This is a genomic window from Acinetobacter sp. LipI_15 (assembly GCF_058242865.1).
This window is the reverse complement of the sequence record NZ_JBZAYN010000001.1, coordinates 813043-835851: the sequence shown is the minus strand read 5'-3', so window position 1 is coordinate 835851 and position 22809 is coordinate 813043. Positions and strand designations below refer to the sequence as shown.

Genomic DNA, 22809 nt, shown 5'->3' with positions numbered 1-22809 from the left:
ATTTCTTGGCTTCAATGTGAAAATTCACACGATACACATTGCTTACTGCCCCATCGCTTTAGCAAAGGAAAAATTTTGAACGCCTGGCTCGCACGACTGAAACAAGCAACCTATAACACGACCTTTATGTATAACTTGCGCATGGTCATTGCCTTCGCAGGAACAGCCTTTGTCCCATATTTTTTAGATCAGCAATTGATGACCATTCCCCTCACCTTGGGGGTGGTTGCCGCGGGTCTAAGTGATATCGATGACCGCTTTTCAGTCCGCGTGCTCAATCAAATTTATACCTATATCGGATTCTTTATTACTGCGGTATCCATTTATCTGTTATTCCCGCATCCGATTTTATTTGCATTAGGCCTAATTGTGTCTTGTATCGGTTGGATTCTTTTGGGTTCATTGGGTCGTCGCTACGCCACCATTTCTTATGGCTGTTTGGTGATCTCCGTGTATTCCATGCTTGGGGTCGAACTTTTTGAAAATTGGTATACACAAGCAGGTTTATTGGTCATCGGTGCGATGTGGTACGGACTGCTTTCGACTTTGAGCTTTCTACTATTTCCAGTGCGTCAAGTTCAGGACAAATTGGCGCAAAGCTATTCGTCCCTTGGTGACTTCTTATTTGCAAAATCTAACTTGTTCGATGTCGATATGACGCCGGAAAGTTATCAGCAAAGTTTGATTGAGCTATCGCTAGAAAATGGCAAATTAATTGGCATTTTCAACGATATGAAAACAGCCTTATTAACGCGTTTAAAAGGCGACCGTGGACAAAAAGATACGCGTCGTAGCCTGCAATATTATTTTGTCGCGCAAGACATTCATGAACGTGCCGATTCCGCGCATATTGATTATCAAAAATTGACCCGTATTTTTGAACATAGTGATATTTTATTTCGCTTTCAACGTGTGCTTTCAATTCAAGGAAAAGCCTGTAAAGATTTGAGTATCAGTATCTTACAGCGAAAGCCATATCATCATAATCAACGCTTTAAACATGCATTCCACAATCTAAAACTGTCACTCGAAAAGCTGCGTGAAGAGCAAAAATATGATGAAGTTTGGATCAACTCTTTATTTGCTTTATACCAAAACCTAAAAGGCATAGATGCGCAATTACGTAACGTCGAAACCGAGCGTTATATTGACCGACAAGCCCTGATTGAAAATCGTTTAAAAGATGATGATTTAAAAGGTTGGGACGACATCGTCATTCGATTCAAACAACATTTGAGCCCTGAGTCGGTGCTGTTCCGTCATGCTGTGCGTTTATCGACCGTGTTATTTATTGGTTATATTTTTGTCCAAGTGACCAATATCAGTTATGGCTATTGGATTTTATTGACTGCCCTGTTTGTCAGCCAGCCGAACTTTAACGCCACCAAGCGCCGCCTCTATTTACGTATCATTGGCACCTTGGTCGGGATTATTTTAGGTTATGCAATTTTATATTTTGTCCCTTCTGTCGAAGGTCAGTTATTACTGCTCATTTTAAGTGGCGTGCTGTTTTTTGAATTACGTAGTAAGCAATATGCACAAGCCACTGCATTTATTACCATTTTGGCGCTGATCAACTTTAACTTAGATGGAATGGGTTTTGCTGCAGCTATGCCGCGTATGATTGATACACTGATTGGTTGTGCCTTGGCATGGTTTGGTGTGAGTTTCATTTTCCCAGACTGGAAATTCCGTCGCCTGCCTCGAACCATCAGCCGTTCGATTCAAGCCCAGTGTGATTATTTGGCCGAAGTGGTTGAACAATATAAATCTGGTCGTAATAACGGGTTGAATTATCGTGTGGTCCGTCGTGCAGCCCATAATACCGATGCAGAAGTGGCTTCACTGATTTCCACTTTAGCCACCGAACCCGATACCGATCCGACTCAAAAAGCTTTGGCCTTTGAGTTTTTGTGTCTCAATCATACCTTTATTAGTTATATCGCAGCCTTAGGTGCGCATCGTGAAAAAATTCAAGACCAACAGGTCTTAACCTTATTGGATAAAGCCACAGATGACATTCAAGGTGCATTACTACGTGACGAAGTACCTGACTTAACGGCACAAAATATGTTGCAAGAAATCCGTCAGCGGTTGTCACAAAATAGTGAGGAAGATCAAAAATCCTTGATCGTGCTACAACAGCTTTCGTTGATGTTTAACGTGTTGAACCAATTTAGCCAATTGAAACAAAATCTCAGTCATGAGCATGATCAGGCATCGACTGAACTGGCTTCGCTATAATTTGGATGATTTTGGAACAATATACTCACTGAATTGGTATAAATAATGCTAAACTTTTTACAGTTTTAAATCTGTTACTTTCACTATGACCGCAAAAAATTTATATGCCTACACGCTAGAGCCAGTGGCTTATGAAATTTCTGAAGAAGAACAACGTTATGCTCAACTTGTTCTGTCTCGCAGTAACTTCAAAATTGGCAAAAAAACATGGCTAATTATGGGTGCAATTCTTGCACTGGCACTCTTGGGCCTCATCTTTATTAAGAACTATTCAACAGTATTTTGCTGGGTAGCTATTGTCTGTGTTGTGATTTACTTCCTTGTGCGTAAATTCGGTATCGAATGGTATGCGAAACGCAAACTGAATGAAGTCCCTGTACAAGAAATTAAAGGCATTCGTATGGGTGTTCAGCCGCATGGGATCTCTATGCAGCAACGTATGGGCGCAAACATGGGGACGATGACTGTCGGTTGGAAAGACATTCATGAATGGTATGACACTAAAGACTTCATCCTTTTAAACTTTAAAGTGAAGGGTCAAGACGGTGCATACATCTTGCCTAAACGTATGGATAGCAAGAAGTTTCCATTTTCGACCATTCGTAAACACTTAAATGAAACTGTAGGCCCTGCTAAAGCTATTTAAGCCAAACAGACATTTATGTATAAAAAACCTCCGCTTTTTGGAGGTTTTTTTATCTGTTTAATTTTCGAATGATCATTGATAATTACAATAATGAGAATGAATATTACTTACTTTTTCCACATTCTCTACTACATCATCGTTTATAATTCGTCGCAATTCAGCAACCTTTTATCAATATTAAATCCATCATGTTTAAGAAAACCCTTTTCCAGATTCACTGGTTCTTGGGGATTAGTGCCGGCTTAATACTCTCGCTTATGGGGGTTACAGGTGCCCTTTATTCCTATGAACAGCAAATACTTAAAGCAATCAATCAGGACAGTTATGTGGTTCAGGCTCAACAGCAGCCTAAACTAACCCCTGCTGAGCTTTATCAGCACTTTAGTCAGTCTGATCCTGACATGAAAATTAACAGTATCTCTATTGCCTCAGATGCGACCGCCTCAAGTACCGTGAATATTGTCAAAGAAGGTGCTCGTCGTGGTTATAACATGATGGTTAACCCCTATACAGCCGAAGTTTTACCTGAAATCAAAGGTCAAAAATTCTTCCAGTTTGTACAGCAGCTACACCGTAATTTAACTGTTGGCCCTGTTGGTAAACAAATTACCGGCGCATGTACACTGATGCTGATTTATTTTGTATTGAGTGGTTTATATCTGCGTTGGCCAAAGAGACATTCTGTTAAACAATGGCTTGCAGTTAAACCAAAGCTCAAAGGACGTAATTTCCTGTGGGATCTACATGCTGTCGTCGGCACATGGGTGATTATTTTCTATCTCATTTTGGCATGTACAGGCCTGTACTGGTCTTATGATTGGTGGCGTAATGGCATGTTTAAAATCATGGGCGTTGAACGTCCACAGCCCCAGTTACAAGAAGGTCCAAAACCGAATGGGCAATCTGCTGAACAGGCGGGTGCAAAGCAAGGTGGTGAAAAACAAGCCACTGAGGCAAAACAAACTCATGGCGAACACCAAGCACGTTCTGAAAGAAACCCTGCAACGTCGAGTCCCTCTGAACACGGTGCTCAAGAAAATAAACATGGTGCTGAAGGTCGCGGAGAAAAACGTGGTCTAAAACCAGAACAAGTGAATATTGCCCTTACGCAAAGTTGGAACGGCTTTAATCAAAATATTGGTCGTGAATACTCAAGTGTCACTTTTAATATTCCGAAAAAAGCCAATGGTGAATTAGAAATTAACTTTGTGGATGCCGTCCCTCAACATGAACGTGCGCGCAACAAAGCGACTTATAACTACAAAACGGATGCTCTTACCGATATCGAGTTATACGAAGATAAAAAGCTAAATGAAAAAATCATGACCAGCATGTTGCCTGTACATCGCGGTAGTTTCTTCGGACCGATTTATCAGTTCTTTGTGGTTATTGCATCCCTCATGATGCCGCTGTTCTTTGTCACAGGATGGATGCTCTATCTCAAACGTCGTAAACAGAAAAAACTGACACAGCATGCCCGTCAAAGCTTAGCACCAGTTACCATCGACCCAAATGCACAGCCTTGGTTAATTTGCTATGCATCACAAACAGGTCAGTCTGAACAATTGGCATGGCGTACAGCAACAAGCTTACAAGAGGCTCGTCAGCCTGTCACAGTGAAAGCTGTTCAGCAACTTTCAGCAGATGACTTAACGCAAGCCTCTCAGGTTTTATTTGTTGCAAGTACCTATGGCACTGGCGAAGCACCTGACCTTGCTTCAAGCTTTGAACGTAAACTGATGACACAAGGCCTCAATTTGAGTCATGTTCAGTTTGCCGTATTAGCTTTAGGTTCAGAAGAGTATCCGGATACTTTCTGTAGCTTTGGTCATGCGATTCATCGTTGGATGCAAAGTAATGCTGCGAAGCCCCTGTTTGACACAATTGAAGTCAATAATGGCGACACCCAAGCCATTCAAGCATGGAATAGCGCTTTAGCCAAAGCGACTAAACTTGATCTTCAACACATGCAAATTGAAAAAACTTTTGATGCGTGGACATTGAGCAAACGTGATCTGCTCAACCCGAACAGTTTAGGTGCACCTGCATTTAATATTGAGTTAAAACCGCAACATGAAGCCAACTGGCAAGCGGGTGATATTGCAGAGATTCAGCCGGGTAATAGTGCTGAACGTATTGCAAACTTCATACAAAAGTACCAGATTCAAAGTCAGCAAGTGGTTGATTCTACTCAGCAACGTATTGAAGATGCATTATGGGATCGCAACCTAAATACAGATATTGAACCCTTTGCCAATCTTGATCATTTGCTTGAACAGCTTCCACCGCTTCCAACTCGTGAATACTCCATTGCCAGTATTCCAAGTCAGCAAGTATTACGCTTAGTGGTGCGTCAGCAATCCAATGCAGAGGGTGAACTTGGCTTAGGCTCAGGGTGGTTAACACAACATGCAGCGATTAATAGCACACTACAACTGCGTATTCGCACCAATGAATCATTCCATTTGATTGCAGATAATCGTCCTGTGATTTGTATTGGTAACGGTACAGGTATTGCAGGTTTACTCAGTCTTTTACATGCACGCGTTCGTCAAGACTATACGCAAAACTGGCTGATTTTTGGTGAGCGTCAACGCGCACATGATTTCTTCTATCAAGACATCATTGAAGCATGGCAAAACACAGGCTTAGTTCAACGCATAGACCTCACCTTCTCTCGTGATCAAGCGGAGAAACGCTATGTGCATCATGAGCTACGTGACCATGCGACCTTATTAAAATCATGGGTAGAACAAGGTGCCGTGATCTACGTTTGCGGTAGTATCAACGGTATGGCAACGGACGTTGACCACGCACTGATTGATATACTAGGTGAAGATGTCGTGGCTGAACTGCGTCAAGCTGGGCGTTACCGTCGTGATGTTTACTAATAAGATGTTTACTCATAAATAGTCCCAACTAAAAACCAGACCTCGTGTCTGGTTTTTTTCACGCTATACTTAGGCCAAATACGAATACTGCTTTAATTTTTTGCATGAAAAGAATACTGCTGCTTTGTGTAGGCTTGCTGCTCTGCGTAGATGCCATTTGGTTACTTACATTAGATAAAATTCATTTAGGCATCCTTTTACCCTTAGTCATTGGGTGTATTTTTATTTTATCCGGACTATTTTCAACCCAAATCCACAATATTTTAGATCAATACCCTAAACTCAAAAGGCTCTGGCGTGCTACATGGTGGTTGTTTTGGCTTTGGCTATTGAGCCTTTTACTGTTTTTTGCGTATTTACACTTCAATAGCCAGCAATCCAAGCCATTTACTTCCGTCCAAGCCATCATCGTTTTGGGTAGTGGTATTGAAAATGGTCAACCCTCTCCGACCTTAAAGGCGCGTCTCGATGCCGCAGCACCGTATGCCTTGCAACAACCCAATACTATTGTGATCATGACCGGTGGTTTAGGCTTTAATAAAAAAATGACCGAATCTTCCGTCATGAAACGCTATTTACTTCAACACTATGACATTTCAGCGGCAGGCATATATGAAGAAAGTAAAAGTACCAGTACAGAACTCAACCTGATCAACAGTAAAATGATTTTAAAACAACATCAGATTTCTCTTGATGCCCCCATTGCAATTGCCAGTAGTGACTTTCACCTCCCACGTGCAAAAGCAATTGCACGAAAGTTAGGCTATACACAAGTGTATACCATTGCAGCGCCTACACCGCTGTACATCCGCTACAACTCTTGGCTACGTGAATATTTTGCTTTTTTGAGCGGTTTTGTACTTAACGAATATTAAAAAAAGCCCTTGTTTGATCAGTAAACAAGGGCTTTTTTATGCTGTAAATAAACAATTAATTTAAACGAATGCTACGTGGCAAAGGAATTTTAAGGTTTTCAAAGATTTCTGGGCGCTGTTGATAGACTTGATATAAATAATTTTTAATATCTAACAGCATCTTTTCAGGCGCAACCAAAATATTTTGCCCTTCTGGGGTCAAATCTAAAGATACCGTAGTGCTCTCGCTGCGTAAAAACGGAATGACTTTTTCGATAAAGTCTTTTAATGAAATTTCCTGAATTTCATAATTGGACCAATTGTCTTTAATTAATAAACGTGCCAAACCACGGTTTTGCCAAATAGCGAAGGAACGTTGACCTGTAGGTGTCGCACAAAGTGCCCAACCATCTTGATATAACGCAATCACGCCACCTTGAGCGACCATATTTTCAATAAATTGTTTATAGGTTTCTTGAGGATTGTAATTTGTAGTTTGAGTTTTAGACGCTGCCTTGCGCTGATATGGATTTCTCATAGATCACATACAATATTAAAATTATTATAGAGCGAATTTTATGTAAATCAGAAAATTTAGGCAAGCTTTTGGATAAAGAAGTTTCTATAGAAGAATATGGTGGGCGCTGACGGGATCGAACCGCCGACATTCTGCTTGTAAGGCAGACGCTCTACCAACTGAGCTAAGCGCCCTGAGCGAAGAGTAACAAAGCGGAGCCTTGTCTGAGCGCAAGAGAAAAATCGAAGATTTTTCTAAAGGCATTCTCTTGAACAGAGATTTTTAAGATAAATGGCGCAGCGGACGGGACTCGAACCCGCGACCCCCGGCGTGACAGGCCGGTATTCTAACCAACTGAACTACCGCTGCATCACGTAGTTTCTTTCGAAACACAACCTATATCTTAAAAGATATGGTGGGCGCTGACGGGATCGAACCGCCGACATTCTGCTTGTAAGGCAGACGCTCTACCAACTGAGCTAAGCGCCCTTAAAGGGTACAACAATTATATTCTTTGAAATGGCGCAGCGGACGGGACTCGAACCCGCGACCCCCGGCGTGACAGGCCGGTATTCTAACCAACTGAACTACCGCTGCATCGCAAAAAATATGGTGGGCGCTGACGGGATCGAACCGCCGACATTCTGCTTGTAAGGCAGACGCTCTACCAACTGAGCTAAGCGCCCTCAAAAGATCTATCATGTAAATGGCGCAGCGGACGGGACTCGAACCCGCGACCCCCGGCGTGACAGGCCGGTATTCTAACCAACTGAACTACCGCTGCACTTACACAATGTCGCTGTTGTGGTTCAAACGAATTAAGATTTAAAGTGGCGCAGCGGACGGGACTCGAACCCGCGACCCCCGGCGTGACAGGCCGGTATTCTAACCAACTGAACTACCGCTGCACTCTAAATATCTTAACGCTGAAAAGGTTTGGTGGGCGCTGACGGGATCGAACCGCCGACATTCTGCTTGTAAGGCAGACGCTCTACCAACTGAGCTAAGCGCCCTTTTCAAAACATGTTCATCGTTTGATGAGGTGCATTATAGAGAATCCTCACGGTCTGTCAAACGCTTTTCTAACTCTTTTCCACTTTTTCTGTTTGAGTGATTAAAAAATAAGTTATATTACGGAAAAATCAGTATTTTTGAACATTTTTTAGCTATAAACCTGTAAATTTATTACTAAAAATAGGACTTATATTCTGCATCATTCACATAAAAACAGTTTTTCGCGTGGACTCATAGCTAATCGTTCAGCGAACCGACGATTAATTCACCACACACACTGCATTCTAAAACACCCTAGTGTACAAAATACATTCAAACACGACTTTCTGTTGGTTTGCGAGCATTAGTCCTGACAAAAAAACGCCTTTCAAACTCACTTTAATTTTTCAAATCTTTGTTTTGATGCCATGAACTTCGGTTTTCATGGCTTGTGCTTTTAACGACGTGTTCAATGTTCAGTGATGTAAACCAGCGCATTTAATGGAATCAATTGATAAAGTTCTACAACATCGCTGTTTCGCATGCGAATACAACCATGTGACATAGGTATACCCATTGGTTCAGTATCTGGTGTGCCATGAATATAAATATAACGCTGATAAGTATCACAGCCCTCACCCACATTAAAGCCGGGTTCCAAACCACTGAGCCACAATATTCGAGATAAAATCCAATCCCGATCAGGGTGTGATGCAGCAAGTTGCTCGTCGTAAACCTCTCCGGTCCACTGACGTGCTTTAAAAACTGCATTTTGAGGTTGTTGTCCACCAAACTTTTCCGCAATTTGATGCCAACCACGTGGAGTCTTACCACTATTTTCTTGTTCACCAATGCCATTTTTACCCGATGAAATGAGGTAAAACTTATTCAGCTTCGGCAAAGTTAAAGTTTGATCTTTCAAGTTAATCAGGATATCGGCTTGATCTTGGGTATATTCAGACATGCTCTTGCTCTTTCTGCTTATCTTTATCTACTGGTTGTGTCTGCGGCGATGTTTCAATAGTCCGTATCTGATTTGGCTCAGGTCGTGTCCATAACCAAATGCCAACGATCAACATGGTTAAGTCAGTGAATATCTTGACGGCAATCGGTGCAGAAGTAAAAAGCATAATCAGACCACTCACCAACATCATGATTGATGCGAACCATTTTGCTTTGCGGGGGACGGTGCCATTTTCGCGCCAAGCACGCAAGGTTGGCCCATATTTAGGATGATTCAACAACCACGCATCCATTTGAGGCCAACCTTTTGAAGCCGCCCATGCCGCTAATATTAAGAAGACTGTCGTGGGCATTCCCGGCAATAAAGCCCCTATAAAGCCTAAAATGACAAAGACAACCACTAAGCTTCGCCAAAACAACGTCTTCATACCGCTACCCTGAACTTTCAATTCAGGTAGTATAAGATGTTTTTAACAATTATCCGTTGTTATTCTGCATTATTCGAAAGGTTTCAATATGGCTGTAACCCCGACAACGTCGTCTTATTTTGAGCCATGGTTGCAATTTAAACAGCCCTTAGTTCGCCAATTGGCTTTCTGTATTGCCAGCCCAAATATTCTGCAGCAAATTCCCTATGAACTCGAAATCCGCTATCCCTTTCATTTTCATCCAAGCGAGCTTTGGCATAAACATTTTGAAGCCTACCTACCCCGTTTAAAACAACTCGAACAACACCCAAGTGAATTAGTAGAGTTTTTACAAAAATTAAAAAGTACTCGCCTTGGTTTACGTTTCGAAATGTTTATATGGTTTTGGCTTCTCGATCACCCATACCATCCCTACCAGATACTCGGACATAGCATTCAAAAAATTGACGGCCCTCGTACAGTAGGTGAACTCGATTTTGTTTTAAAAAATACCGAAAGTGGTAAAGTTGAACATTGGGAAGTGGCTTTAAAATATTATCTAGCCGAGCGCGATTTTCAATTACCCTATTGGTATGGCTTAAATCGTAGTGATACTTTGGCTCGAAAGCTTAATCATTTCACCCAAAAACAATTCCAATTTGATGAAGCACTTGGGCAGCAAATTCAACAGCGCTATTGTGTTTTAAAAGGTCAATTATATTTACCTATTCAGCGTACCAACACATTGCCAAACTGGGTCAATCCTGCGCGCAGAATAGGTCAATGGGGACACGCTATTCCATCCACAAGTCAAGGTTACTATCGCCTACAACGACATGAATGGATTTGCGTGCAGCAGCAACCGACAAGTACAACCGCACATTGGTGGACAGATGGTTTATATAAAAAAGACAGTGATGAAAGCTATTATATGTATAGACAGCCACGCTTGATCTTGCCGCAAACGATTTAAGACCCAATGCACCATTTAGTAGAAATTTACATTTATTTACTCAACCACCGTAAAAACCACCTACTGTTTGATACGGCTATTTTTTAATCTAAATCTCACATCAGAATAATTTATTCCTCTAAAAATTATTCTTTCATAATGGAGAATACAGTCAATGAAAAAAATTCTAGCTGCATCACTTATGGTCGCTTTTATACTGACAGGTTGTAATACAGTAAAGGGTATGGGTCAAGACGTATCTAAAGCTGGAGATGCGGTAACCAATACTGCAGAGAAAACTTCAGAAGAAATTCGCCGCAATTAATTTATTTCCCAAGATTTTATAAAAGAGCCCTATTTTTTAATAGGGTTTTTTACGTCTAAATTTCCCTTCGCTTGTTGATTCGCCTATTATATTGCGACATTTTTGACTTCTGTATTTAGCATGACCTCAACAGCAACTCTTGATCTCAGCCTAGAACTACTGCGCCAACCGTCGGTGACACCGATTGACCATACCTGCCAGAACATTATGGCAGATCGTTTAGCCAAGATTGGCTTTAACATTGAAAATATGCGTTTCGATGATGTAGATAATCTTTGGGCACGTAAAGGGACTGAAGCACCAGTATTTTGCTTTGCAGGTCATACTGATGTGGTACCTACGGGTAACTTGGATGCATGGGGTTCTGACCCATTTCTTCCTGAAATTCGCGACGGAAAACTATATGGTCGTGGCAGCGCAGATATGAAAACAGCGTTGGCAGCTATGGTTGTCGCTTCCGAACGTTTTGTTGCGAAACATCCAAACCATAAAGGTTCGATTGCATTTCTCATTACCTCTGACGAAGAAGGTCCTTCGATCAATGGGACAGTCAAAGTTGTTGAAACTTTAGAAGCGCGTAATGAAAAAATGACGTGGTGTTTGGTGGGTGAACCTTCAAGCACCAACACACTTGGCGATATTGTTAAAAATGGTCGTCGTGGTTCGCTAAATGCCAATTTAACAGTTAAAGGTAAACAAGGTCACGTTGCTTACCCACATCTAGCAATCAACCCAATCCATACAGCTTCAAAAGCATTGGCTGAGCTTTGCGATACCGTGTGGGACAATGGTAACGAATACTTCCCTGCAACGTCGTTCCAAATTTCCAATATTAATGCCGGCACAGGTGCAACCAACGTTGTTCCGGGCACGATGAATTTACTATTTAACTTCCGTTATTCAACAGAAGTAACGGCAGATGAACTCAAAGCACGTACTTTGGAAATTTTAGATCGTCATGGCGTTGAATATGACATCTCTTGGACGTTATCTGGTCTTCCATTCCTAACCCCTGTAGGTGAGTTAGTGAATGCCGCACGTGATGCCATACGAGAAGTTACTGGGACTGAAACTGAACTTTCGACCAGTGGTGGTACTTCTGATGGTCGATTCATTGCGCCTACAGGTGCGCAGGTGCTTGAACTGGGTGTTTTAAATGCCACGATTCACCAAATCAATGAACATGTCAATGTGGAAGAATTGGAGCCACTTTCTGAAATTTACGAAAAGATTTTAGAAAACCTGTTGGCTTAAATATTCCCTGCATAGTCAAAAAAAAGGAACTCCATTGAGTTCCTTTTTTTATATCGCGTTTTGCAAATATTAAGCTGCTTGAAGCCCAATACTGTTTTGAATATTAGCTAAATTTGGAATATGAAATACCTGATCGGCCATGCGTACATATTGGAAAATATTGGCGTCTTTCACAGCTTTTTCTTCATCAACCACTTCAGAAATACGCAGACGAATGGTTTTCGGCATTTCATTACACATCAGTGCAAAACGCTGTCCAACATCATCGCCTTCAATCACCAAAGCCACGCCCTGATTTTTTGCAGGATCATTGACCGAGAAAACAGGCAATTTCAATTCATGCCATTCAACAAAAGGAACCTTGGTTGCACTATCGAGCGCTGAAAGCACAATATTTTGTGGCAACAACATTGGCTCTTTACCATGACAATCAATGATATACGCATCGATAAAACCGGTAGAAACCGTAATGAGATGTTGCAGTTCCTGTTGATCAATTTTATCGCTGACAACTTGAGAAACAGTATTTTGGCTCATAGATTACCCCTGCTTTTCTGCAATTAAAGCTTCAATATTGGCAAGCAATTCAGCTTCTTGGAATGGTTTACCCATATAGTGAGTCACACCTAAGCTAAATGCACGCTCACGATGTTTTTCACCTGTACGTGATGTAATCATAATGATTGGCAGGTCACGGTGAATGTCATGGTGACGAACTAAGTTTGTCACTTCGAAACCATCCATACGTGGCATTTCAATATCGAGTAGCATCAAGTCTGGACGGACATTTTCAAGCTGCTCAATTGCATCCACACCATCTTTCGCTGTCACAATGTCATAACCTTGACGTTCAAGTAAGCGTGAAGTCACTTTACGTACAGTTACCGAGTCATCGACAATCATCACTAAACGACGCGCATTGGCTTGACGGCCCAAATCACGCTGTTCAGCTGAATGTTTAACACGCTGCGTAGTTTGAATTTGACGTGCAATATTTTGCCCATCCAAAATCAAACATACATGACCATCACCTAGAATCGTGGCACCTGCAATCGCGGCTACACTGGTAAATTGTTGACCAATTGGTTTCACCACGATTTGAGAACGTGAACCCACCAGCTGATCGACCAATAAAGCAATGGTTTGACCACTGTTGCCTTTAATTAGTAGTACAGGCAATGAATGGCCGACATTATTTAAACGTGGAATTGGCTGATTACCCACAAACTCTGATAGATAACGTAGTTTGTAATTGGTGTTGTCAATTTTAAACACGTCATCCTTACTATTGAAGTAAGTTTCAAGTGCCGTAGGTGCAATACGGACAATACGTTCAATTTGCGCTAATGAAATCGCATATTGCTGATCGCCCGCTTTCACCATCAAGGCATCGCTGACCGCTACTGTGGTTGGTACACGAATGGTAAAGGTCGTCCCTTTACCTAACTCAGACTCAACGGAAACATGACCACCCAAGGCTTTAATTTCACTTTGCACCACATCCAGACCAACACCACGACCCGAAATTTGCGTTACCGATTGTGCCGTTGAGAAACCTGGATGGAAGATCAATTGCAAGATTTCTTGTTTATCGAGGAACTGATCCGCTTTGATTAAACCAAGTTTTAAGGCTTTGTCTTTAATTTTGGTTTCATCAATCCCTTTACCATCATCACTGAAAGACACCAGTACATCAGTACCCTGACGACTAATGTTCAAGACGATGCTACCCACTTCTGGCTTTTTTAAAGCCAAACGGTCAGCAGTATCTTCTAAACCATGGTCGACCGCATTACGCAGCATATGTTCAAATGGTGTCACCAAACGCTCTAAGATCGTACGGTCCAATTCACCTTCTGTATTTTGAACAATCAATTCTGCAGGACGGTTCAAGGTCGAAGAAGTTTGACGCACAATACGTTGTAAACGTGGTAACAAGCGATCAAATGGCACCAAACGGGTACGCATCAGACTTTCTTGAATTTCTGACTGAATACGTGATTGTTGTAATAACAAACCTTCCGCATCACGGATTTTTTCTGCCAAAGTACTCTTGAAGTCAACCAAATCCGACGCAGATTCGGCTAGAGATTTTGACAATTGGTTAATCGATGAATATTGGTCCATCTCCAATGGGTCGAAATCCGCATAGCGTGAATTTTCAGAACCATGTTTGGCAATAATTTGTGACTCAAGCTCACCATCCATTCGACGTAACTGGTCAGCAAGTCGCTTAATTGCTAACTCCATTTCATTCAAGGTATTGCCTAGCTGACCTAAGTCCATCTCAATACGTGAACGGTTAATCGAGTTTTCGCCTGATAAGTCAATCATCTTCTCGACGAGATCAGCCGAGATACGAATCATCTCATTACTGTTATCAGAAGAATTGGCTTCAGTCCACTCACCCAACATCGATGGCGGTTCAACACCATCACCCTGAATAAATTCAAAGCCTTTGCTGACGATACCTTGTTCCAATTCTGCAACACGGTTTGGCAGTTGAACCGTAACATCCACATATTGAATGGACTCTAAGCTCAATTTGATGCTGTCAAAATTACTATAGTCGTGGTTGAAGATCGCTTCTTTTAACCATGCTAACGTCGTTTTGAGTAAGCCGTCATATGCATTTGAGTTGAAATGATGAACCGCGAAATGCTCAAACGTCGTCTCAAGTTGATACGCAATTGCGGCAACAGGTTCATTTTCAACCATACGCGCACCACCCTTAATACTGTGGGCAGCACGTTGTAATTGAAGCAATACGTTACGGTCACTACGTTGTTCAGTCCATTGATTTAATAATTGAACGGCTTGTTCAAGAATTTCCTCAGACTCTTCAAGGAAGGTTTCTTCCATGACAGAACGTAGATCATCATCTGGATGCTCAACATGATCAGCAACCGCATGTTCAAGATGTTCAACAGCGGACTCAGTGTGAGCAGTCGTTTGAGCTTCAACCACTGCTTCTGCTGTGTCTTCAGCAACATCCATCGGCTCTGACACCGACACATCTGGCTCTACTGCTGCTTGTTCAGTTTCAGCTAAAATAGGAGCCGAAGCCAATGCAACAGGTTCTGAATGTTCTACTGCCACAATTGACTGAATATTCTTGAGAATATCGATCACATTATTCGCTGGGTAGTCGATCCCTTGGTCACGAATGGTTTGAATACGATCTGAAATATCATCCTGCACCAAGCGAATAATTTGAATTAACGCAGGAGTAATCGAAATTTGCTGACGAATAATGCGCTCATAAATCGACTCCAATTCATGCGAAATTAAACCCACATGAGACGCGGCAATCATATTTGCACCACCTTTTAGGGTATGCAAATAACGCATTAAATTATTCAAAGCTGAAGTATTGGTTTGATCGCGCGTCCAAGTACTGAGGTCTTGGTCAATACCTACCAATAACTCCTCTGCCTCTTCAATAAAGATCCCTAAAAGATCTTCATCAAAGTCATTATTCGCATCCACCGCTTGCATCTGTTGATGATCAAGTTGAATACGCTGACTTAATTGTGCAAAGTCTACTGCTGTTGTATTTGCAACAGCGGCTTTATCTTCTACTGTGGCAACAGGTTCAGCAACTACATGGGCTTCTGGTGTTGTCGTCGCTGCAACTGCTTCAATGTCTTGTTGTACAAATGCAGTCAGCTCATTTAAGAAACGCTGAACCTCTTCACTTAACACTACACGCTGACCCGCAGCTAAAGTGTCAAATAAGTGAATAAACTCCTGATGTGCTTGCGCAAATAACTCATAGCCATAATCAGCATGGAGTAATTCAGGCTTTTCAACTAAAGACTGATATGCTGCACGCAGTTGAGTTGTGAAATCATGGATTCCAACAGACGCACGATTATCCGTATGTTCAATCAACTCTAAAGCTTGTTGACTGAGCTGTTGAATATAGTCTGGGAATTCAGCAAGGGCACGTTTATCAAACTCAAATTCAGCATCCAATAACTGATCAATATTTAATTCGATTAGTTTAGAAACCAAACCTTGTGGATTATCTTCAGGCGCCAATTGATCTTGGCTAGCAAAACCATAATCATCCCAAGCGGCTTTGAAGGTTTCATAAATAGATGCAAGATTTGCCTTATCTCCTGAACGCAGCACGTGTAAATAATCACGAACAAATTCAGCATATTGAATCAATAAAGCAGTTTCTTTCGAGCTCGATACGATTTCGTCTTGCAATAAGGTTTTGAATAAATTTTCAACTTTTGAACTGGCTTCAAAAATCTCTTCGATTTGTGCCATCGACGAACTGCCACGTAAGGTGTGTAGCGCGCGAATCAAGCCATTATAGTCTTGTGATTTACTATCATCAGATTGGAGGAACTGATCAATCGTTTGTAGATGTTCTTCAGCTTCTTCAATAAAAATGCTCACAGTCTCTTCGACCAGTGATGCATCTGCATCCACTTGTTCAGGAGCAGGTTCTGATTCAACAACCGCATCAATCGTGCTTTCAAGCACTTCTACAGGTGCTGTATCTTCAACTTCAATCAGTTCTAAACCAGTGAGACCATCTTCAGATTTTAATTGATCTGCCAGTTTTAATAATTCTTCGAGTGCAGGCTCAAGGCTAATATTTTGTTGTAATTGTTGCCCCATTAAAACCAATGGACGTAAGTCAACATCCAATTCGGCAACATTTTTAAACCGTGGATAGAGCTTATATTGATAAACATTTAAAACTGTTTGTGCAAACTTTTGAACGGTTGGCGTTAACTGTACTGAACCTGCAATAACACGATTCAGCGTATCTTCCAATGCCCATGCAGTTTCACCCGCCGATTTTGCCCCGACCATACGACCTGAACCTTTCAGGGTATGGAAATGACGACGAATCGTCGTTAAAGTGTCTTTATCTTGTGGATTTTCCAACCAAGTTGTAAATAAACCCGCCAGCTCTTCAAAGATTTCTTCTATTTCTTCAACAAAAATCTCTAAAATTTCTGCATCTTGATCAAGATAACTATCTTCAGGAAGCGTAGTTGTTTCAACTAAATTTTTTAATATTTCTTTCATAGCTAAGGCTTCTTATGTTTTGCCACCAAGAAGGTTGCTCAAACTTAATTGTAACCATCACCTAAGACTTAACTGTGACGTTAAGTTCACCTTATCGATGTGTTATCTGTAATCGGTGCAGTACCCTAACCGTAGCTAAGGTACTGCAGGTTTGCGCCTGACTTACTCTGGGAGTTTAAAGTCAGATACAGATTCACGTAATGATTCAGCCATGTTCGCCAATTCAGATACCGAACGTGCAGTATCAAATGTTGCACTGGTGGTTTGCGAGGTAATTTCTTGTACAACGTTCATCGTTGTCGCAATATGACCTGCTGAAGCAGACTGAAGTTTTGCAGCATCCGAAATGTTTGCAATCAGTTTCGCCAAGTTACCCGATACAGACTGAATTTCATCCAGTGCTACGCCGGCATCCTTAGACAAGTTCGCACCACGTACAACTTCCGAAGTCGTTTGTTCCATTGAAATTACGGCTTCGTTAGTATCCGTTTGAATGGTTTTTACCAAGCCTTCAATCTGTTTGGTTGCAGACGCTGAACGTTCCGCAAGACGCTGTACCTCATCCGCTACCACGGCGAAACCACGACCTGCCTCACCTGCCATCGATGCCTGAATTGCTGCGTTTAATGCCAAGATGTTCGTTTGGTCGGCAATATCGTTAATCAATGCGACAATGTTACCAATCTCTTGAGAAGACTCACCCAAACGTTTAATACGTTTTGAAGTTTCCTGAATCTGCTCACGAATCGTGTCCATACCTTCAATTGAACGGTTTACAACATCTGCACCGTTTGCAGCAATTTGTACTGAACGTTCTGCTACGACAGCTGATTCTTCAGCGTTCGAAGATACTTGGTCAATCGACATTGCCATTTCGTTAATCGCGGCAGATGCACCAGCAATCTCTTGCGCCTGATGCTCAGATGCTTCTGCAAGCTGGTTGGTAATACCCTGCGTATTCGCCGTATATTGTGCAACTTCTTGAGAAGTTTCTGTAATACGCGATACAAGGTCACGTAATTGGTCGATTGCGAAGTTAATCGAGTCGGCAATCGCACCGGTAAAGTCTTCAGATACCGTCGCATACGAACGCAAGTCACCGTCTGCAAGATCGGCAATTTCATCGAGTAAACGTAAAATCGCGTTCTGGTTACGGTCATATTCTTCTTGAAGACGGGTTACACGGAATTTATCAGATTGACCACGTAAAGAAAGAAGTTTGAATACACAGATCAAGAAGGCTGTTAATGCAAGAATCAACAGTACCGCAGGTAAAATGGTTTTCAGACCAGTGTTAGAAGACAATTGATTTAAATTACCCAACAAATTGTCTGACTCAGCAAAAATTTGTGAAGATGCTTTACGTACGTTCACAATTTGTGTTGAGTTTTTCAAAATCGTCGCTGAAGCTGATTTTAATACGTCGTCATATTCGGCTTTAATACCTTCAAGTGATTCACGTAATTCAGGGCTTTCAATACGCTGTACACCGAGCTCTGCACTACCGTCCAATTGAGCATTTAAGTACAAACCGAAGGTTTCCGTATCGGCACTGAAGTCATCCGCAGACTCACGTGAGCTATCAGAACCTGAAAGCACCGAACTGATCGAACGTAAAATACGTTCCGCAATGAATACTTGGTTTTTCGCAATAACCACCTGGTTCGAAGGCATGTCTTGACGCGCCATTTGATCGACCATCAGGTTATATTCCGCCTGAATCCCCGGAATGGTTTCACCAATCGCGATGTTCGTGTCATATAACTTGTTAATGATTTTTTGTTGCGAAGTAATCAAGTCAATACTTTTTGAAACTTCAGCCCACTGCGTATCTACAGATTTCAGCGCATCGGTATTCGCATGAATATCTTTTACTGTTTCTAAGTTTTCTTTGAACGAATCTTGAGAGGCAATTAATTTTTTCATTGCATCTTCAGTACCTGAAGCAGTTGCCTCAGTTGCTTGACGCGAAATTGTTTGCGAAAGAAGACGGAGTTCACCCAAACTTTGCGTTAATTGGTTACCGCGAGGAACGCTATAGAATAGGTATAATAAAATGATCGTTGCCAGTACTAATGAACCAATCGCACCATAAATAAATGGTTTGGATTTTTCACTATCACCAAAAACTCGAGATAATTGATCTGTCTGTGATTGCAGTTTTGCCAGAAAAGCATTACCGCCTTTACGACCACTGGTGCTTTCACCCGTATTTTTCTTTTTAAGTTTAAAGCCCATTCAGCTTCTCCCCGATTACGCCTTCTTTCGTTCGTGCGCGACAATTAATTTATAAATTTTATAGATGCGTTCATGTATTTTGGATTTTGCAGTAAACGACTGAAGAGAAATACATTCCACTGCTGGTTATGCTGGTGGAAATACCCCTGACAATATTCCTGCAAATTTCGATCCAACTCATTATGTTTAGAAAAATAACTTTTCTTATTAAAGTGTTGAATACCCAAAACTTGATCGACTACCAAACCGACATAATGGTCATTATGACTAATACATAAAACTTTTTGAGTGGGTGAAAAACTACTTCGATGACCGGTTATATATTGTGCTAGGTCAGACAAAGAAAGTAAGCGTCCCCGAATATTGGCTAATCCCATCACCCAAGGTTGGGTATTGGGAACTGGCGTATATTTTGGTGGGTAGATCACTTCAGCTACTTCACCTAAAGGAGCAACGTAATATTGCCCCATCATCTCAAAAGCAATGCCTGACCATCGGTTTACTTCATTTTCAGTGGAAACGTAGTTTTTGTTTCCTCGTTTTGCGATTCGAAGTAATTCGATAAATCCATTTGCTGCCATAGAGCTTTATCCTGCATTGAGGTGTTGCTTAATCACATCAATTAATTGTTTTTCGTCTACAGGTTTAGTTAGATAATCAGAAGCACCTTGGCGTTTACCCCAAACACGGTCAGTTGCCTGATCTTTGGTACTTACAATGACAATCGGGATATGTTTGGTGGTCGCACCACGTGCAATTTGACGTGTTGCTTGGAATCCATTCACACCCGGCATTACCACATCCATCAAGACCAAATCAGGTAACTCAGCTTGAGCCATCGTCACCCCATCTGCCCCATTTGAAGCTTCAATCACTTCAAATCCGTGTTTACCTAAAATTTCTTTAAAACGGAATGTTTCTGTTGGTGAATCATCAACGATTAGGATACGTGCCATGCTTTTTCCCCAAAAAATAAAAAATCTAATTAAGCTGTAACGTGATTACGGATTGCATTCAGCAATTCATCTTTACTGAATGGCTTCGTTAAGTATTCATCCGAACCCACAACACGACCCTTCGCCTGATCAAATAAACCGTCTTTACTTGAAAGCATAATCACAGGAATATTTTGATAATTTTGAGAGTTTTTAATCAGGGCACAAGTTTGATAGCCATCAAGACGTGGCATCATAATATCGACAAATACGATATCTGGATTCGCATCTGCAATTTTTGAAAGTGCTTCAAAACCATCTACAGCAGTGACTACTTCACATCCTTCACGCTGAAGCAGCGTTTCGGCCGTACGACGAATGGTTTTTGAATCATCAATTACCATGACTTTTAGATTTTGGAATTTATCGTCCATTTATTGACCCTACCCATTGAGGATGTACAAACAATTAAGTTAGCAGCATTATTATTTACAAGTTGTGAACATTTTTAACATATCTTTACTTGCGTTTTCAATGAACATTTTCTGCGCAAACACACAAGATTTCTTGTTTTTATTAACTGCTTCACACTTTCCGATGACCAACGATTTTTTTTTAACTTGGAATAGTATTTAATTGTCTTAATTAAGCATATTATAGCAAGATTATTACTTTAAAATAAGTAATTTAGTCAACTTTAAACTGGGGAGTACAAGGTTGAGTCCGTTTACAAAAAAAATTCACTTGATTGGCCTTAAACATTTCTCAAAAAAAGTCATTCTGACGACTTGTTTAGTGGCTTATACCCCGCTTTTATTTGCTGCACCAACCAATACGCAGCAACCACAAAAGGCGACTTGGTATCGTTACTATGACAGTAAAGGCATAGCAAACATCAGTACCAATGTGACACCAAATCACATCCGCTATGGTTATGAAGCACTTGATCAAAATATGCAAGTGATTAAACGTAACCGCCCCTACAATGCTGAAGCGGACGTTAGACAAGCTCCTCAGCGTGCTGCCCAAGCACGTCAGCAAGCTTCAGATATCAAACTTAAAAAAGCCTATACCAATAGCCGAACTGCGGCCATTAAAAAGCGTGATGCACTGACTGGTATACGTAAACAGATCGTGTTTGAACAAGAACAATTAAAACAATTACAAAATGATCGTGTATTATTTGTTCGCCAAGAACGTGAACATTTTCGAAAAGGTGAAACCGTTCCGGCAAAATTAAAAACAATGTTGGATAATAATCAAAAAAATATGGTAGCGAAAAAAGAATACATTCAATCGTTACAAACTCGCTATCGAAATACAGAAGCTGAATACGACAGAATTATTACGCGTTTAAAAGCGATGGAATAAACTTGTTATTCAATTGCTTTTGTAGACCGCTGATATAAGGACCATTATGCAATCTGCACAGCAATCATCCCCTTTTTTAAAGCTTAGCCTGCTTTGCATAAGCCTGACTTTGGCTGCATGTCAAAAAGAAGATCCGCAGCAAAGTGTAAAACCAGAAAATAAGATTGAATTGATTCAACAAGATCTGGTGACGATCGAACAAGGCAACGCCATTTCAAAAACAGCCTTTACAGGCACCATTCGGGCAGTCAATCAGAGCAGTATTCAAGCCCAAGTCACTGCGACTGCAACCAATGTGAATGCAGAGGTCGGACAACGTGTCAGCAAAGGCCAAGTGTTGGTGCATTTAAATAATCAAGACAACGCAGCACGTCTTGCTCAATCACAAGCGAACCTCGCATCCACACAAGCTCAAGCCAATCAAGCCAAACTGATGATGGAGCGCAAACAGCGTTTACTAAATCAAGGCTTTATTTCCAAAGTAGAGTTTGAACAAAGTCGTGTCGATTACCAAGCTCAACTGGAAAATGTTCGTGCTCAACAAGCCAATGTCGATATTGCGCGAAAAGCCAATCAAGATGGCACCATTTATAGCCCTATCCAAGGCGTGATTACCAAACGTGATGTTGAACCGGGACAAACAGTTGCTGCCGGACAAACCCTTTTTGAAATCGTCAATCCAGACCAATTAGAAATTCAAGCCAAATTACCAAGTGATCAGCAAGCTGCACTGAAAATTGGACAAAAGATTGAATATAGCATCCAAGGTAATAGTAATTTACTCACAGCACAAATCAGCCGAATTTCACCGATTGCCGATCAGGCTAATCGTCAAATTGAATTTTTTGCAGCCCCAAATGAAACTATTACTTCATTAAGTATTGGTGCTTTTGTCGAAGGTCACATCTTAGGTACAGATAATATTTCAGGCCAAAAAATTCCACTCGATACCATTCAAAGTCTAAAAGACCAACCTTATGTCTGGGTCATTCGTCAAAATAAAATTGCCAAAGTACCTGTACAAATTTTGAATCAGAGTTATAGCAATAACACCGCGATTGTTCAGGGCTTACAAAATAGCGATCTGATCAGCCGAATTAAATTTAATGATTCAGATATCAAACAAGATGTAAGTATCAGCCAAAATTAAAAGAATAAGGCAGG

The 22809-nt window shown here is 41.2% G+C and carries 18 protein-coding genes and 8 tRNA genes; 9 read left to right on the top strand and 17 right to left on the bottom strand.

The genetic code is table 11. The features are described from left to right. Positions 1 to 75: 75 nt before the first annotated feature. From yccS to AC4CU0_RS04005, 4 genes are all read left to right on the top strand, one after another. Positions 76 to 2244: a YccS family putative transporter gene (gene yccS / locus AC4CU0_RS04020; RefSeq protein WP_490742511.1), complete on the top strand. Its 2169-nt coding sequence runs from the start codon at positions 76 to 78 to the stop codon at positions 2242 to 2244. Between the two features lie 85 nt (positions 2245 to 2329). Continuing rightward, the gene (locus tag AC4CU0_RS04015; RefSeq protein ID WP_490742509.1) at positions 2330 to 2890 is read left to right on the top strand and encodes a YcxB family protein; all 561 of its coding nucleotides are present in this window, start codon (positions 2330 to 2332) and stop codon (positions 2888 to 2890) included. A gap of 188 nt (positions 2891 to 3078) precedes the next feature. Beyond that, positions 3079 to 5781, top strand: coding sequence for a PepSY domain-containing protein (locus AC4CU0_RS04010; RefSeq protein WP_490742508.1), 2703 nt, complete (start codon positions 3079 to 3081; stop codon positions 5779 to 5781). Between the two features lie 104 nt (positions 5782 to 5885). Next, positions 5886 to 6656 (top strand): YdcF family protein, encoded by a 771-nt coding sequence (locus AC4CU0_RS04005; protein WP_490742507.1) that lies wholly within the window; start codon positions 5886 to 5888, stop codon positions 6654 to 6656. Positions 6657 to 6711: 55 nt separating this feature from the next. On the opposite strand, the gene AC4CU0_RS04000 is transcribed toward AC4CU0_RS04005, so the two are convergent. The 11 genes from AC4CU0_RS04000 to AC4CU0_RS03950 form a co-directional block, all read right to left on the bottom strand. Further along, positions 6712 to 7173 (bottom strand): DUF2750 domain-containing protein, encoded by a 462-nt coding sequence (locus AC4CU0_RS04000; RefSeq protein ID WP_078191441.1) that lies wholly within the window; start codon positions 7171 to 7173, stop codon positions 6712 to 6714. A gap of 97 nt (positions 7174 to 7270) precedes the next feature. After that, positions 7271 to 7346, bottom strand: a tRNA-Val gene (locus AC4CU0_RS03995). Positions 7347 to 7444: 98 nt separating this feature from the next. Continuing rightward, positions 7445 to 7521 (bottom strand) — tRNA-Asp (locus AC4CU0_RS03990). A 44-nt stretch (positions 7522 to 7565) separates the two neighbouring features. Then, positions 7566 to 7641: transfer RNA gene (locus AC4CU0_RS03985), tRNA-Val, on the bottom strand. Between the two features lie 31 nt (positions 7642 to 7672). Continuing rightward, positions 7673 to 7749 (bottom strand) — tRNA-Asp (locus AC4CU0_RS03980). 13 nt (positions 7750 to 7762) lie between these two features. Next, a tRNA-Val gene (locus tag AC4CU0_RS03975) sits at positions 7763 to 7838 on the bottom strand. Positions 7839 to 7859: 21 nt separating this feature from the next. Then, positions 7860 to 7936, bottom strand: a tRNA-Asp gene (locus AC4CU0_RS03970). Between the two features lie 47 nt (positions 7937 to 7983). Continuing rightward, positions 7984 to 8060 (bottom strand) — tRNA-Asp (locus AC4CU0_RS03965). Between the two features lie 29 nt (positions 8061 to 8089). After that, positions 8090 to 8165, bottom strand: a tRNA-Val gene (locus AC4CU0_RS03960). Between the two features lie 449 nt (positions 8166 to 8614). Continuing rightward, positions 8615 to 9109: a cell wall-recycling L,D-carboxypeptidase ElsL gene (gene elsL, locus AC4CU0_RS03955; protein ID WP_490742506.1), complete on the bottom strand. Its 495-nt coding sequence runs from the start codon at positions 9107 to 9109 to the stop codon at positions 8615 to 8617. After that, a complete protein-coding gene (locus tag AC4CU0_RS03950; RefSeq protein WP_180048956.1) occupies positions 9102 to 9536 on the bottom strand; it encodes a YbaN family protein in 435 nt (144 codons plus the stop codon). Before AC4CU0_RS03950 ends, elsL begins: the two co-directional genes overlap by 8 nt. An 88-nt stretch (positions 9537 to 9624) precedes the next feature. On the opposite strand from AC4CU0_RS03950, the gene AC4CU0_RS03945 reads away from it, so the two are divergent. From AC4CU0_RS03945 to dapE, 3 genes are all read left to right on the top strand, one after another. Beyond that, entirely contained in the window at positions 9625 to 10488 is an 864-nt protein-coding gene (locus tag AC4CU0_RS03945; protein WP_490742505.1) for a DUF1853 family protein, read from the top strand. A 154-nt stretch (positions 10489 to 10642) separates the two neighbouring features. Beyond that, positions 10643 to 10792: an entericidin A/B family lipoprotein gene (locus AC4CU0_RS03940; protein WP_180004989.1), complete on the top strand. Its 150-nt coding sequence runs from the start codon at positions 10643 to 10645 to the stop codon at positions 10790 to 10792. A gap of 120 nt (positions 10793 to 10912) precedes the next feature. Further along, positions 10913 to 12046 carry a succinyl-diaminopimelate desuccinylase gene (dapE, locus tag AC4CU0_RS03935; RefSeq protein WP_180089113.1) on the top strand — a complete coding sequence of 378 codons (1134 nt, stop codon included), beginning with the start codon at positions 10913 to 10915 and terminating at the stop codon, positions 12044 to 12046. Between the two features lie 69 nt (positions 12047 to 12115). Here dapE and AC4CU0_RS03930 read toward each other — a convergent pair whose 3' ends face one another. The 6 genes from AC4CU0_RS03930 to pilG all read right to left on the bottom strand — a co-directional run bounded on the left by AC4CU0_RS03930 (position 12116) and on the right by pilG (position 20708). Continuing rightward, entirely contained in the window at positions 12116 to 12583 is a 468-nt protein-coding gene (locus AC4CU0_RS03930; protein ID WP_078191055.1) for a hypothetical protein, read from the bottom strand. A gap of 3 nt (positions 12584 to 12586) precedes the next feature. Next, positions 12587 to 17101 (bottom strand): hybrid sensor histidine kinase/response regulator, encoded by a 4515-nt coding sequence (locus AC4CU0_RS03925; protein ID WP_490742504.1) that lies wholly within the window; start codon positions 17099 to 17101, stop codon positions 12587 to 12589. Positions 17102 to 17263: 162 nt separating this feature from the next. Then, on the bottom strand, positions 17264 to 19339 hold the full coding sequence (locus tag AC4CU0_RS03920) for a methyl-accepting chemotaxis protein (RefSeq protein WP_180004985.1): 2076 nt from the start codon (positions 19337 to 19339) through the stop codon (positions 17264 to 17266). 44 nt (positions 19340 to 19383) lie between these two features. Beyond that, on the bottom strand, positions 19384 to 19920 hold the full coding sequence (locus AC4CU0_RS03915) for a chemotaxis protein CheW (protein ID WP_078191058.1): 537 nt from the start codon (positions 19918 to 19920) through the stop codon (positions 19384 to 19386). Between the two features lie 6 nt (positions 19921 to 19926). Further along, positions 19927 to 20295: a response regulator gene (locus AC4CU0_RS03910; RefSeq protein ID WP_078191059.1), complete on the bottom strand. Its 369-nt coding sequence runs from the start codon at positions 20293 to 20295 to the stop codon at positions 19927 to 19929. 29 nt (positions 20296 to 20324) lie between these two features. After that, entirely contained in the window at positions 20325 to 20708 is a 384-nt protein-coding gene (gene pilG, locus AC4CU0_RS03905; RefSeq protein WP_078191060.1) for a twitching motility response regulator PilG, read from the bottom strand. A 343-nt stretch (positions 20709 to 21051) separates the two neighbouring features. Between pilG and AC4CU0_RS03900 the strand changes: the two genes are divergently transcribed. Both AC4CU0_RS03900 and AC4CU0_RS03895 read left to right on the top strand, forming a co-directional pair. Further along, on the top strand, positions 21052 to 21645 hold the full coding sequence (locus AC4CU0_RS03900) for a hypothetical protein (RefSeq protein WP_373684563.1): 594 nt from the start codon (positions 21052 to 21054) through the stop codon (positions 21643 to 21645). A 46-nt stretch (positions 21646 to 21691) separates the two neighbouring features. Then, positions 21692 to 22795, top strand: coding sequence for an efflux RND transporter periplasmic adaptor subunit (locus AC4CU0_RS03895; protein WP_313043124.1), 1104 nt, complete (start codon positions 21692 to 21694; stop codon positions 22793 to 22795). Positions 22796 to 22809 lie beyond the last annotated feature (14 nt).

Coding starts and splice junctions, on each gene's coding strand:
- AC4CU0_RS04015 (WP_490742509.1), top strand. CDS start 2,330: ATGACCGCAAAAAATTTATATGCCTACACGCTAGAGCCAGTGGCTTAT.
- AC4CU0_RS04010 (WP_490742508.1), top strand. CDS start 3,079: ATGTTTAAGAAAACCCTTTTCCAGATTCACTGGTTCTTGGGGATTAGT.
- AC4CU0_RS04005 (WP_490742507.1), top strand. CDS start 5,886: ATGAAAAGAATACTGCTGCTTTGTGTAGGCTTGCTGCTCTGCGTAGAT.
- AC4CU0_RS04000 (WP_078191441.1), bottom strand. CDS start 7,173: ATGAGAAATCCATATCAGCGCAAGGCAGCGTCTAAAACTCAAACTACA.
- elsL (WP_490742506.1), bottom strand. CDS start 9,109: ATGTCTGAATATACCCAAGATCAAGCCGATATCCTGATTAACTTGAAA.
- AC4CU0_RS03950 (WP_180048956.1), bottom strand. CDS start 9,536: ATGAAGACGTTGTTTTGGCGAAGCTTAGTGGTTGTCTTTGTCATTTTA.
- AC4CU0_RS03945 (WP_490742505.1), top strand. CDS start 9,625: ATGGCTGTAACCCCGACAACGTCGTCTTATTTTGAGCCATGGTTGCAA.
- AC4CU0_RS03940 (WP_180004989.1), top strand. CDS start 10,643: ATGAAAAAAATTCTAGCTGCATCACTTATGGTCGCTTTTATACTGACA.
- dapE (WP_180089113.1), top strand. CDS start 10,913: ATGACCTCAACAGCAACTCTTGATCTCAGCCTAGAACTACTGCGCCAA.
- AC4CU0_RS03930 (WP_078191055.1), bottom strand. CDS start 12,583: ATGAGCCAAAATACTGTTTCTCAAGTTGTCAGCGATAAAATTGATCAA.
- AC4CU0_RS03925 (WP_490742504.1), bottom strand. CDS start 17,101: ATGAAAGAAATATTAAAAAATTTAGTTGAAACAACTACGCTTCCTGAA.
- AC4CU0_RS03920 (WP_180004985.1), bottom strand. CDS start 19,339: ATGGGCTTTAAACTTAAAAAGAAAAATACGGGTGAAAGCACCAGTGGT.
- AC4CU0_RS03915 (WP_078191058.1), bottom strand. CDS start 19,920: ATGGCAGCAAATGGATTTATCGAATTACTTCGAATCGCAAAACGAGGA.
- AC4CU0_RS03910 (WP_078191059.1), bottom strand. CDS start 20,295: ATGGCACGTATCCTAATCGTTGATGATTCACCAACAGAAACATTCCGT.
- pilG (WP_078191060.1), bottom strand. CDS start 20,708: ATGGACGATAAATTCCAAAATCTAAAAGTCATGGTAATTGATGATTCA.
- AC4CU0_RS03895 (WP_313043124.1), top strand. CDS start 21,692: ATGCAATCTGCACAGCAATCATCCCCTTTTTTAAAGCTTAGCCTGCTT.